This is a genomic window from Collinsella aerofaciens, from assembly GCF_001404695.1.
Taxonomy (GTDB): domain Bacteria; phylum Actinomycetota; class Coriobacteriia; order Coriobacteriales; family Coriobacteriaceae; genus Collinsella; species Collinsella aerofaciens_E.
Genome location: NZ_CZAQ01000006.1, coordinates 36,302 through 48,954, shown reverse-complemented (window position 1 = coordinate 48,954; position 12,653 = coordinate 36,302). Strand labels below are relative to the sequence as shown.

Annotated in this window: 8 protein-coding genes; 5 read left to right on the top strand and 3 right to left on the bottom strand. The window is 60.0% G+C overall.

Annotated features, from left to right (window positions below; genetic code table 11):
- The first annotated feature begins 490 nt into the window (after positions 1-490).
- The 4 genes from AQ996_RS02650 to AQ996_RS02635 all read left to right on the top strand — a co-directional run bounded on the left by AQ996_RS02650 (position 491) and on the right by AQ996_RS02635 (position 6,126).
- Positions 491-1,162 carry a hypothetical protein gene (locus AQ996_RS02650; protein WP_148315810.1) on the top strand — a complete coding sequence of 224 codons (672 nt, stop codon included), beginning with the start codon at positions 491-493 and terminating at the stop codon, positions 1,160-1,162.
- A gap of 447 nt (positions 1,163-1,609) precedes the next feature.
- Positions 1,610-4,237, top strand: a complete 2,628-nt coding sequence (clpB, locus tag AQ996_RS02645) for an ATP-dependent chaperone ClpB (RefSeq protein ID WP_055250800.1) — start codon at positions 1,610-1,612, stop codon at positions 4,235-4,237.
- Between the two features lie 134 nt (positions 4,238-4,371).
- Positions 4,372-4,566, top strand: a complete 195-nt coding sequence (locus AQ996_RS02640) for a hypothetical protein (protein ID WP_233502698.1) — start codon at positions 4,372-4,374, stop codon at positions 4,564-4,566.
- A gap of 207 nt (positions 4,567-4,773) precedes the next feature.
- Positions 4,774-6,126, top strand: a complete 1,353-nt coding sequence (locus tag AQ996_RS02635) for an ATP-binding protein (protein WP_055250796.1) — start codon at positions 4,774-4,776, stop codon at positions 6,124-6,126.
- Between the two features lie 44 nt (positions 6,127-6,170).
- On the opposite strand, the gene AQ996_RS02630 is transcribed toward AQ996_RS02635, so the two are convergent.
- From AQ996_RS02630 to AQ996_RS02620, 3 genes are all read right to left on the bottom strand, one after another.
- The gene (locus AQ996_RS02630) at positions 6,171-7,667 is read right to left on the bottom strand and encodes a hypothetical protein (RefSeq protein ID WP_055250794.1); all 1,497 of its coding nucleotides are present in this window, start codon (positions 7,665-7,667) and stop codon (positions 6,171-6,173) included.
- Between the two features lie 254 nt (positions 7,668-7,921).
- Positions 7,922-8,929, bottom strand: a complete 1,008-nt coding sequence (locus AQ996_RS02625; RefSeq protein WP_055250792.1) for a DUF5692 family protein — start codon at positions 8,927-8,929, stop codon at positions 7,922-7,924.
- A gap of 63 nt (positions 8,930-8,992) precedes the next feature.
- Complete coding sequence (locus tag AQ996_RS02620; protein ID WP_082435493.1) at positions 8,993-9,655, bottom strand: TetR/AcrR family transcriptional regulator; 663 nt, start codon at positions 9,653-9,655, stop codon at positions 8,993-8,995.
- A gap of 189 nt (positions 9,656-9,844) precedes the next feature.
- Here AQ996_RS02620 and AQ996_RS02615 point away from each other — a divergent pair, with 189 nt between their 5' ends.
- The gene (locus tag AQ996_RS02615) at positions 9,845-12,622 is read left to right on the top strand and encodes an FAD-dependent oxidoreductase (protein WP_172674592.1); all 2,778 of its coding nucleotides are present in this window, start codon (positions 9,845-9,847) and stop codon (positions 12,620-12,622) included.
- Positions 12,623-12,653: the final 31 nt, after the last annotated feature.

Below are 12,653 nucleotides of genomic sequence, written 5' to 3'. Positions count from 1 at the left end.
ATACCAGCTTACGACAATATTCAAAAGAAAGCGACCGCCCGGAATGAGGGGGCTGAAAGGCCCCATTGGGCTTCGATTTGATCTCTAATAGGAATATTTGCCTCCCCTCATTCTGGGCGAGGGGTCAAAAATTGAGTTCACGAGTTTTGCGCAATACTATTCTCACTAAACTCGCTATTTTCACTATAAGCACTATAAAAACGACAGGGACGATGACGAGAAAGTTGTGGCGTACGATAGCCAAGTCGTTTAGGCCGGCACCCTTGTCTTGAATCTCCATCTATATCTGCGCGAACGGGCTATCGCTGGCTCTCGATTTCGTCGCTGTGTTCTCGTTGGGTCTTGAAGGACGCTAAAAAAGACTGGGACCACCACAAAGGGGACAGGCACCTTTGTGGTGGTGGGGTACGAGCAGCTCCTTTTGGTAATAGTGCTGGCCGCGATATCATTAGTGCAGGTGGCGAAGGCTTGCATTGTGAGGTGTTTTGCTGTGAGAAGTCCTGCCCGTATTGGATTGATTGTTTTGGCGCTTGCGATTGCCGTGGTTGGCATGGGCACTGTCGGCATGGCGTTTCTACCTGCTGCGGTGACGGAGCCGGTGGTCAAGCCTGTGACTCAATCTGTCGAACTTCTGACCGGCGACGACAAGCCCGAGACCATTACCGTTGATTTTGATGAGCAACCGGCTGCGCTGGGCATTAGTAATTATCCGCGTATTCAGCTTGGGGCCATGCGCTATACCACGGATACAAGCCTGATCGATAGGGCGTCCGAGCTACTCAAGGGCAAAACATTTAAGCGTTGGTACGGATATGCGTCCTATCGGGCAAAAGCGAACGACATGGTTGGCGGATGCCACTCTTCCATCGAGCTGGACACTGCAAACGGCGCAAAGTTATGTGATGTCTCGTACGATCCGGGCTACGAGGGCAATGAGGGGCCGGGCATCTACATCATGGACGGCGATGTCGCCTATGTCATGGAGGGCGACCAGACCGAGCTCAACGATTTTATGGGTCAGTGTATCCAAGATGCCTATAAACAGACCTGCTTGCCTGACCCGCAGACTGCACGCGATAGTGGGTCTGCCCGTACATGGCTGTTCGAGGATGAGATGCCCTGGACCGTCGAATCGGGAAGTACGGGCTCGACAAGTAAATAGAGGCTGCAACCACCACAAAGGCGCCTGTCCTCTTTGTGGTGGTTTTCGGTCTGTCTCGATCTGTAACATCTTGGCCGCTAAAAGTGGGCCTGGTGTTACAGATTTAGATTATTGATCCGGGTGTTTTCTGTTCGTCTCGATTTGTAACAGATAGAGCTCTATTTGCTGACTAGATGTTACAGATTTAGATAAACGGGTGCCGCTGGTCATTTCATCTCGATCTGTAACATCTAGAGCCATAAACAGCCGCTAGATGTTACAGATTGAGATAGTAAGGGGACGAGGCCGTAGCGGGTGAGCGCACCTGCTCCCTATCTTTCAATCACTCAGAAAATCTTATATATAGAGACTTAGATTTGTGTATAAGATCGCGCAAAGCTGGCAACAATACTTCTCGAACAACGTGAAGCCGCCCCGTAGGGCGGCCACCCCAAGAGAGGTGATTCCATGAGAATCGATAAGCTAGCAATGACGTCGCGCGAGGCGCTGCAGACCGCCATGAGCACGGCTGCCGATGCGCAGGCCGGCGCGGTGGAGCCGATTCACCTGCTGTCCGCCCTGCTCGGCGCCGGCGAGCGCAATATCTCCGTGATCATCGAACGCATCGGCGCCGAACCGGCCCAGCTCGCACGCTCCACGCAAGATGCCATCGACCATGCGCCCAAGGTTTCGGGCGAGGGTCAGCAGATGGGTCTTTCCAATGAGCTCGTCCGCGTCATTGAGAAGGCCGAAAAGAAGGCCACCAAGATGGGCGACAGCTTTGTGGTGACCGAGCATCTTCTGATGGCACTTGCCGAGGACAAGGGCGAGGCCGGCCGCGTTCTGCGCGACGCCGGCGTGACCAAGGAGCGCATCGAGCAAGTCTACGAGGAGCTGCGCGGCGATGACCGCGTGACGTCTGCCGAGGACAAGACGCAGTTTGAGGCGCTGGAGCAGTACGGTCGCAACATCTGCGACCTCGCCCGCGCCGGCAAGCTCGACCCGGTCATCGGCCGTACCGACGAGATTCGCCGTACCATCCAGGTACTGTCGCGCCGCACCAAGAACAACCCCGTGCTCATCGGCGAGCCGGGCGTCGGCAAGACGGCCATCGTCGAGGGCATCGCCCAGCGTATCGTGGCCGGCGACGTGCCGAGCACCCTGCGCGACCGCGACCTCATCGAGCTCGACATGAGCGCGCTGGTCGCCGGCGCCAAGTACCGCGGCGAGTTCGAGGACCGCTTGAAGGCCGTGCTCAAGGAAGTACAAAAATCCGAGGGTAAGGTCATCCTGTTCATCGATGAGCTCCACACCATCGTGGGCGCGGGTGCCACCGAGGGCTCCATGGATGCCGGCAACATCCTCAAGCCTGCGCTCGCCCGTGGCGACCTGCATGCGATCGGCGCGACCACGCTCGACGAGTACCGTAAGTACATCGAGAAGGACGCGGCACTCGCCCGACGTTTCCAGACCGTGATGGTCTCCGAGCCCACCGTCGAGGACACCATCTCGATTCTGCGTGGCCTCAAGGAGAAGTACGAGATCTTCCACGGCGTGCATATCACCGATAGCGCGCTCGTGGCCGCCGCCGACCTCTCCGATCGCTACATCGCTGACCGCTTCCTGCCCGACAAGGCCATCGACCTGGTCGATGAGGCCGCAAGCCGCCTGCGCATGGAGCTCGACAGCATGCCGGTCGAGATCGACGCCACCACGCGTCAGCTCACCCAGCTGCAGATCGAGGAGCAGGCGCTCATGAAGGAGACCGATGACGCCTCCAAGGAGCGTCTGGAAGCCCTGCGCCAGGAGATTGCCGAGGTCCAGGAAAAGCTCAACGTGCAAAAGGCCGGCTGGCTCAACCAAAAGAACGCCATCGACCACGTGCAGGAGCTTAAGGGCCAGCTTGACGAGGCCAAGAGCGAAGAGGAGCGCGCGACGCGCAACGGCGACCTGGGTCGTGCGTCCGAGCTGCGCTTCTCCGTGATTCCGGGTCTGCAGCAGCAGATTCAGGATTCCGAGGCCGCGCTCGAGGCACAAAAGCAGCAGGACGGCGAGGGTCTCAACGAGCAGGTGACCTCCGACGAGATTGCCGAGGTCGTGAGCGCCTGGACCGGTGTGCCCGTGTCCAAGATGATGCAGGGCGAGCTCGACAAGCTCAAGGGCCTGGAGGGCGAGCTGCATAAGCGCGTCATTGGCCAGGACGAGGCCGTCTCCGCCGTCGCCGCAGCTGTGCGCCGCAGCCGTGCGGGCCTTTCCGATCCGGACAAGCCCATCGGCAGCTTCTTCTTCCTGGGCCCCACCGGCGTAGGCAAGACCGAGCTCGCCAAGGCGCTGGCCGAGTGCCTGTTCGATGATGAGCGCGCGCTTGTGCGTATCGACATGTCCGAGTATATGGAGAAGTTCAGCGTCCAGCGTCTGATCGGTGCGCCTCCGGGATACGTGGGCTACGACGAGGGCGGCCAGCTCACCGAGGCCGTGCGCCGTCGTCCGTACTCCGTAATCTTGCTCGACGAGATGGAGAAGGCTCATCCGGATGTCTTTAACGTGCTGTTGCAGGTGCTTGATGACGGCCGTCTGACCGATGGCCAGGGTCGCCAGGTGTCCTTCAAGAACACGATTATCATCATGACGTCCAACGTGGGTTCCAAGGCTATCGCCGATCTGTCCGGCAAGGACGAGGAGGAGATGCGCCATCAGGTCGACGCGGCCATGGCTCAAACCTTCCGCCCCGAGTTCCTCAACCGTATCGACGATATCGTGGTGTTCCATCCGCTCGGCATGGCGCAAATCGAAAAGATCGTCGATATCCAGCTTGCCGATGTCCGCGCGCGTCTGGCCAAGGAGCGCATGACGCTTGCCATTACCCCGGCGGCCAAGCAGATGCTCGCCGTGGGTGGCCTGGACCCCGTGTTCGGTGCCCGTCCGCTCAAGCGCCTGGTCCAGCGCGAGGTCGTGGACGCCATCGCCGCCGCCATCATCGACGGTACGGTGCGCGAGGGCGATCAGGTGACGGTCGATGTCGACAAGGACGGTGCTTTTACCGTCGTGTGCGATAACACGCCGTCTGCTACCTACGAGGTCCCCGACGCCGAGTAGATTTATGGGACATGCCTTAAAATCTGCCAGCCGTCTCTAAACGCCAAGGGCGGCGGATCCAATTGGGTCCGCCGCCCTTTTTCGTGCGACAATCGATAATGTTGAACACGATTGCATGGCAAGGAGATATGCAGATGATAGACAAGAACAAGACGAATGCGCCGGTCGCCAACGCCGCGCCGGCCGCACCCAAGCCTGCACCCAAGCCTGTGCCCAAGCCGCGCGACCCCTATATCCGTGCCGAGAACGAGGATGACGACGGCTACGATCCTTATAGCGATCGTCGCCCCGAGCGCGAGCCCCTCTTCGAAGCCGACCCCTGGCGTTAAGTAGCTCATTTGGGACGGGGCTTTTTTAGCTACTTTGTTTTCGGCTAGAGGCGTTCATGCCTGCCCCCTCGGCCGCTCGATATCCTCCGGGAGGGGCCACTAATAGAAAACTTGCTTATCCATTAATCAAGATACGCATAATCTTGCTCTCCTGCTAATCAAGAATCGTTATAATCTTGATTAGCAGGAGAGCAAGATTGGAGAATTATGGCATTCAACGACTTGGTGGCTCAAAAAATAAAGGACTTTGAGCAACAGGGGATTCCGCAGGTCTTTGAGCGCGACCTTGATCTGGGCAACCCGCAGGAGCCAAAGCGCGACAACATCGTATATGTGATTGTGGGCGCCCGTCGTTGTGGAAAGACGTATCGCCTGTATCAGGAGATACGGCGGCTTCAGGGCCAAGGCGTCGAGCTTGACCGGATGCTATATTTCAATTTTGAGGATGAGCGCTTGCGTCCGTATGAGCCATCGCTACTAGCGGACGTGCTCGATACATTCTATGCACTATATCCTGCTGCTCGAGGCGAGGGCGCCTACCTTTTCTTTGACGAGATCCAGGAAATACCCGAATGGGGTGCGTTTCTGCGACGCGTGGTCGATACGGAGAAGGCGACCGTTTACGTGACGGGATCTTCTTCTAAGATGCTGTCCTCAGAACTTAAGAGCGAGTTCAGGGGCCGTTCTCTTGTGCGAGAGCTTTTTCCGTTGAGTTTTTCGGAATACGTCCGATATAAGACGGGGAGCGTTCCTGAGTCGAACGCACCCTTCTCCTCGAGCGATGCAGCGTTGCTCCGACACCATCTGGTCGGATATCTCGAGCGAGGGGGATTCATCGCGACACTTGAGCAGACGCCCGCAGACGCGATTCAGCTGCTACAGGAATATGCGTCGCGAACGGTCGCCATGGACGTCGTTGAACGTTACGACGTCAAGAACCCCCGTTTGGCCTCGCTGTTTCTGGCGCGGTGCATGGCATCTTCGGGACGAGAGCTGTCAGTGAACAAAGTGTACAACGAGTTCAAGAGCAGACAGATATCCGTCAGTCGAAATACGCTCAGCGACTTACTTGAGTATTACGAGGACGCCTACCTGCTGTTTTCGGTGCCGGAGTTCACGCGTTCGCTTGCAAATAATACGCGGTCTGCGTCTAAGGTCTACGCCGTCGATCCTGCGATGTTCGGAGCGTTCTCCCCCGCATCGGCATTGGATCATGGTCAGAGGCTCGAGACCGCGGTGTTCAATGCGCTCAGAAGAAGGACCCCCGCCGTGCGGCCCGGTTCGGTTTGCCGCCTGCTGATTAAAGATAAGAATAAAAGCCATGAGGTGGACTTTGTGGCTGGGGATGCACTGCTCATGCAGGCTTACGGCCTGATTCAGGTAAGTGTGGATATGACAAGCGAGAAAACGCGCGAGCGCGAAATTGCCGCGCTCGATGCCGCGATGGCCCAGTTTGATCTTGGCGAGTCGGTAATCGTTACCATGGATGAGCAGGCCGATATTCCATGCAAACACGGCGTGGTACATGCTGTGCCCGCATGGAAGTGGCTCCTTTCCTAATCGTCTATGGATTTGCGAGGCCAGGACTCAGGTGTCATGGTCCGCTAGTCCTGGGCCTTGATGCTCGGCAGGAGAATCTGGGCGAGGTAGTCGGTCTCGAGTTTGGTCGCAGCGTCGGCCTTGCCGTCTTTGCCGACCAGTACGTTCTTGATCTGGCTATAGGTGTAGCGGTTACCGGTCGTGAGCTCGACAAGCTCAATGGCCGTGTCCATGGGGTAGGTTGACACGGGATTCTGCGTCCGTCCGTTGATGGTCTGGGGCACCACGTACGGATAGACGGGGCCGCTGGCGTAGACGGTATAACCGTTGCCTAGATTGGCCGCACCCAAAACCGTATCGCCCTCATCGGGCGTAAAGCTCTCGCCCTCGCGCACCGCGACGAGCGTCACAATCGGCGTATCGCTGTCGCCGGCAAGATAGATGCATAGCGTGCTGCCATTTTGCCAAGTCTCGACCTTGCCGTACCACTCGACGGGGATATCGAGCTGGTAGAGGTCGGTTGCCTTGTGGCGAGCGTCAGCATCGCGGGCTGCCTGTGCCTTTTGCGCGCTCACGGCATTGACGGCGGCGTCGCGCCGCGCGGTTGCCGCCTGCTGGAGCACCTTGGCGGTGGCGGCGGAGCTCGCGCCTCCCTCCTCGGCATATTTGGCGGCGGCATCGATCTGGTCGTCGGTTACCGTGTCGGCCGAAGGCACCTTGAGCTTAAAGGCGGCCTGGCTGCTTAGGTCCTGTCCGTCGCTCTTGATCGTGACCTGCGCCTTGGTGGTCGGCACGGTATAGACGGTGCCGTCGGACGCGATGGGGGAGGCAGCGATGGAGAGCGTGTAGTCACCGGGTAGCAGTTTGATGCCACGGCCGTGCTCGTCAACATAGAGTGTTTCGCTCACGGAGGATCCGTCAGAATCCTGGCCACTCACTTGTACGGGAATCTTGGAGCCGGCGGAACAGTCGAGGCCCGCGGCATGCACGCCAATCTGCACCGACATCATCGTGTGGGCATTGGCGGCGACAGCGGCAGCCTGCTCTTGCTGATATCCGTTCCAGGCAGCATAGCCTGCACCGCCGGCGACGAGCGCGACGGCCACGACACCGGCGACCATCAGATTGCGGCGCTTGGGCGACATCTTGCGATGGCGGACCTCGGCTTCGTGTGCCGAGGGAACGGACGGCAGGGGAATATCGCCCATGGCGATGGTCTCATCCACGGCTGGTGCGGAACCCAGGCCAGGAAGCTCGCGAGTCAGCGAATCTTCGGCCGGTAAGCTGTCGAGCAAGACGGTTTCCTCGCCCGTGTCGGATTCGGGCTGATTGCCGGCCTCGCTTTCGGTACCTTCGTGACCTGCCTCATCTTCGGCAGGCTCAACGTCGTCTGCATCCTGATCATCGGACTGCGCCTCGGCTTCCAGCTCATCCTGCACATCAACGCCCGAATCGTCAAACGCAATCTCATCGAGTGAAATCCGGTCTAAGCTCTCCAAGGCCTCAGCGCAAGCTTCTGCATCTTGGGTCGCATCCTCTTGGCCCATCGTCTCATCTTTCATATATCCCCCAAGCTCAATATCGGGACAACAATGTACCCAAAAACAAGGTCATATAGAGCTGTCAGGCGATCGGAAATCTGATTTTATCTGTGCGAGAGGTTTTGAATGTGTGTGCGAATGGAATATGTGCGTGAATGCGTGCAACAACAAAAAGCCCCGGAAAGCGGGCGAATCGCTTTCCGGGGCTGCGCATGACGCGCGATTGCGGTATCGGCTAAGTTTGCCTACATTCAAATGTGGACGGAATAAACATGTTACTCGGCGTGAGCGTAATCAACCTTGGCGCGGCGGGCGGTAGCCTTCTCCCAATCGCTGGTGCCCTCAAAGACATCCTGCTTGTAGGGATTGCGGCCGAGCTTCTTGGCACGGTAGGCGATGTAGATGATCGCGGCGATGTTGGCGACCAGCGCGGCGATCGAGACCGCGGTAGCGGCGCCGGGGTCGAGCGTGGAGTGGGTCACAAAGATGGACTCCTCCTGGAAGAACGGGAACACCTGGGCAAACATGCACCAAATGGCCAGCGTAAAGGCGCGGTTCTGAATCCAGCCGCCCTTGTTCCAGATAAAGGCGGCGACGGTGGGCGCCAGCAGCAGCGCAAAGCCGCAGAACCAGGAGTGGGTGGGCAGGCAGTTGTAGGTGTAGCAGAAGTTCCAGATATCGTAGGCGATGATGTAGACCCAGGTCATATCGGGCCACAGCATGTCGGTCTGATCCTCGGAGGCGTAGACGCTCCACCAACCGGTCATGCAGAAGATGTTGATGATACCGGCGATGCCGTTGAACACGTTGTTCCAGCCGGCCAGCTGCGTGGCACCTTCGGAGGTGACCCAGGTGGACTGGCCCAGGACAAAGAAGTGATAGGCGCTCTCAAAGTCGGACACGACGGCGATCATGATGTTGATGGCGACGATCACAAACGGCCATGCGCGGAACCAATGCGCCTTGCCGATCTTGCCCCACTGGTACTTAATGGCAATGAAGCCCCAGCAACCGGCCAGCGCCGCGTATACCTTGGCGTAGTGGAACCAGCTGTTCTGGTACACATGGGTGGGGTTGGTGAGCGCCCACTCGGCGCCTTGTGAGACGCCCACGGCGATGGCGACGCAGTAGATGGTCATGGCCAGCGGAGCCACGCCAAAGATGATGGCCGCGCCCAGCTTGGTGCGGCGGCCGACCTCGTTGAGCACGATCAGGCCAATAAAGACCATGGCCCAGCCGGCCCAGTGGATAAGGGTATCGCTACCCCAAACATCGAACAGCATGCTGCTCTCCTTTCACACGCCCGCGGCCCCTCTTCCGATCGCGGGCAGTTTGGCCAAATGTCGTCAGTCCTGGGGCTTGCGCTCCGGATACTTGGCGGTATAGCCCTCGATGTGGAGTGTCGAGGCGATGATTTCCTTGACCGTCTCGTCGGGCACATCGGGGTGCGTGCGGATATACATCAACAACCCCATGATGAGGGTGTAGAACGTCTCGTAGACATGGTCGATGCGTAGCTCATGATGGGCGACAAAGTCCACCACGGTAGTGTCGCAGATGTATTGCGCCACGCGCTGGACCACGTTGTGCAAAAAGCCGCCGTAGAGCGCGCCACTGCTTGAGGTGAGCGTACTCGGCAGCTCGTGGCCGCTGGCGACCAGACGCTTAAAGAGCGGGGCGACGGTGTCGAGCGCGCCCTCGATATCGCCAACGGTGCGGCTGGCATTCCACTGCTCGAGCTCGGAGATAAAGCCGTCGATTGCCTCGTCCATGACGGCGGTGACGGCGGCGTCCATGTCGGCGAAGTAGTGGTAGAACAGCGAGCGCGTGCAGCCGGCTCGCTTGGTCACGGCCGAGACGGATAGATGCGACACGCCCAGCTCGGAGCTCACGGTGCGCACGGCGGCGAGAATCTCGCGTCGGCGCTCGTCGCCCGTCAGGCGCTTTGCCGTGCTGTCGGGCGCGGGGACGGCGTCGGCCACAGAGGTGTTCGCTGCGTTACTGCTCATGCGCTTGCCGCCTTTCATCCGTTTGAGCCTGACCGTTCGCCTAACAGTCTTGAATATTGTTGACGGTTCGTCAATACTGTTTTTGACACAATGTCAACAATAACGGGTGAACGGCGTGGGGGGCATGTCGAGCCCGTAAAAAGAGGGGCGCCGCGGTCTCGCCGGGCTGTGGCAAGAGAAGGGACAACCATGATTCTCAACGGACCGGGAATTAGCTACACCGAGCCCGATATCGGTTCGGAGTTTGTGCCGCCGCTGCCGGAGCATCCGCGCGAGGCCATCGTCAAGCTGTGCGAGCACTGCACCAACCGTCTGCTGCATCGCGACGAGCTGCTGGGCTACGAGTACTGGTCGTTTGCCGAGGCCGCGACCGACGAGCAGGCCGAGGTGCTCTGCAAGATGAAGATGCGCCGTCCCTACACGCTGCCCGAGATGATCAAGCTCACCGGCATGCCCGAGGCCCAGATCGAGAAGATGCTCGACGACATGAGCTACACGGGCCTGCTCGAGTACAACTGGGAAAACCCCGAGCGCGCCAAGCAGTGGGTGCTGCCCATGCTGGTACCGGGTTCCGCCGAGTTCCTCAACATGCGCGTGAGCCAGCTCGAAGAGCACCCGGTCTACGTCAAGTTCTTTGAGCAGGCGTCCAAGGGACCGCTGTCCAAGGCCACGCCGATGGTGCCGCCCGGAGGCGCCGGCATCGGCATGCACGTCATTCCGGTCGAGAAGGCTATCGATGCCGCGAGCACGTCGGTGCCGATCGAGCATATCGAGCATTGGCTCGACAAATACGAGGGTAAGTATGCCGCCAGCACCTGTAGCTGCCGCGCGAGCCGTCGCGTGATGGGCGAGGGCTGCGCCGACGACCCCGCCGACTGGTGCATCGCCGTGGGCGATATGGCCGACTACGTGGTTGAGACCGACCGCGGCCACTATGTGACGCGCGAGGAGGTTTACGACATCCTGCGCCAGGCCGAGGACAACGGCTTTGTGCACCAGATCACCAATATCGACGGTGAGAACAAGATCTTCGCCATCTGCAACTGCAACGTCAACGTGTGCTATGCCCTGCGCACCTCTCAGCTGTTCAACACGCCCAACCTGTCGCGCTCGGCCTATGTCGCCAAGGTCGAGAAGGACAAGTGCGTGGCCTGCGGTCGCTGCGTTGAGGTGTGTCCGGCCGGCGCCGCCAAGCTGGGCCAGAAGCTCTGCAGCAAAAAGGCCGGCGGACAGGTGCCCGAGTATCCGCGCCAGGAGCTGCCCGACGCCACCAAGTGGGACCACACCAAGTGGTCGCCCAACTACCGCAACGACAACCGCATCGAGACGCATGAGTCCGGCACCGCGCCCTGCAAGACGGCCTGCCCCGCGCATGTCGCCGTTCAGGGCTATTTGAAGCTCGCGGCTCAGGGCCGCTATGACGAGGCGCTGGCGCTCATCAAGCGTGAGAACCCGCTGCCCGCTATCTGCGGCCGCGTGTGCAACCGCCGCTGTGAGGATGCCTGCACCCGCGGCCGTGTGGACGCCGCCGTGGCTATCGACGAGGTCAAGAAGTTCATCGCCCAGCGCGATCTTGATGCCGCGACCCGCTATGTCCCACCCGTGGTGACCCCGACGCGTGCCGGCGGCTTCGACCAGAAGATCGCCATCATCGGTGCCGGTCCGGCAGGTCTGTCCTGTGCCTTCTATCTGGCCGAGAAGGGCTACAAGCCCGTCGTGTTCGAGAAAAACGAGCGCCCGGGCGGTATGCTCACCTACGGCATTCCCAGCTTTAAGCTGCAGAAGGATGTTATCGAGGCCGAGGTCGAGGTCATTCGCCTGATGGGCGCCGAGTTCCGCTATGGCGTGGAGGTCGGTCGCGACGTGACGCTCGACGAGCTGCGCGAGCAGGGTTTTAAGGCCTTTTATGTTGCCATCGGCTGCCAGGGCGTCCGCTTCGCCGGTATTCCGGGCGAGGATGCCGAGGACGTGACCGTGGCCGTCGACTTTTTGCGCGAGGTCAACAGTGGCAAGATCGACGCGCTGCCCGGCCGCACCATCGTGGTGGGCGGCGGCAACGTGGCCATCGACGTCGCGCGCAACGCCTGCCGTCTGGGTTCCGAGCACGTTGAGATGTTCTGCCTGGAGAGCGAGGCCCAGATGCCCGCCAGCGAGGAGGAGCGTCGCGAGGCCGTTGAGGACGGCGCTCACATCAGCTGCGGCTGGGGCCCCAAGGAGGTTCACCTGGACGAGGCCGGTCGTGTGTGCGGTATCACCTTCAAGCGCTGCACGCGTGTCTTTGACGACGAGGGCCGGTTTGCGCCCGAGTACGACGAGAACGATCTGCGCCGCGTCGATGCCGACCGCGTGGTCATGTCGATTGGCCAGTCCATTGTGTGGGGCGACCTGCTGGCTGGCTCCAAGGTGGAGCTCGGCCGCGGCCAGGGTGCTCTTGCCGACCCCCAGACCTATCAGACCGCTGAGCCCGACATCTTTGTGGGCGGCGACGTCTACACCGGTCCGAGCTTTGCCATCGACGCCATCGCCGCCGGTCACGAGGCCGCCGTGTCCATCCATCGCTTTGTGCAGCCGGGATCCACGCTCACCATCGGCCGCAACCAGCGCCACTACACCGCGCTCGACCGCGACGATGTCGTGATCGAGAGCTACGACAAGGCGAGCCGCGAGGTGGCGCATGTCGACCGCGAGCGCGAGAAGGCTGCACCCTTTAGCGAGTACGTCGAGACCTTTACCGAGGAGCAGGTGCGCGCCGAGACCGCCCGCTGCCTGGGCTGCGGTGCCTCGATCGTCGACCCCAACAAGTGCATCGGCTGCGGCTTGTGCACCACCAAGTGCGCGTTCGATGCCATCCACCTGGATCGCGATCGCCCCGAGTGCTCCACGATGGTCAAATACGAGCAAAAGCTCCCAAGCCTGGGTAAGTACGCGCTCAAGCGCGCCATCAAAATCAAATTCGGGAAGAAGTAAAAGAACCTAACAAGTAAGCGAACGGCGCAGA

Bases quoted from the DNA above. Each gene is read 5' to 3' on its own strand.
- clpB (WP_055250800.1), top strand. From the start codon at position 1,610: ATGAGAATCGATAAGCTAGCAATGACGTCGCGCGAGGCGCTGCAGACC.
- AQ996_RS02640 (WP_233502698.1), top strand. From the start codon at position 4,372: ATGATAGACAAGAACAAGACGAATGCGCCGGTCGCCAACGCCGCGCCG.
- AQ996_RS02635 (WP_055250796.1), top strand. From the start codon at position 4,774: ATGGCATTCAACGACTTGGTGGCTCAAAAAATAAAGGACTTTGAGCAA.
- AQ996_RS02630 (WP_055250794.1), bottom strand. From the start codon at position 7,667: ATGAAAGATGAGACGATGGGCCAAGAGGATGCGACCCAAGATGCAGAA.
- AQ996_RS02625 (WP_055250792.1), bottom strand. From the start codon at position 8,929: ATGCTGTTCGATGTTTGGGGTAGCGATACCCTTATCCACTGGGCCGGC.
- AQ996_RS02620 (WP_082435493.1), bottom strand. From the start codon at position 9,655: ATGAGCAGTAACGCAGCGAACACCTCTGTGGCCGACGCCGTCCCCGCG.
- AQ996_RS02615 (WP_172674592.1), top strand. From the start codon at position 9,845: ATGATTCTCAACGGACCGGGAATTAGCTACACCGAGCCCGATATCGGT.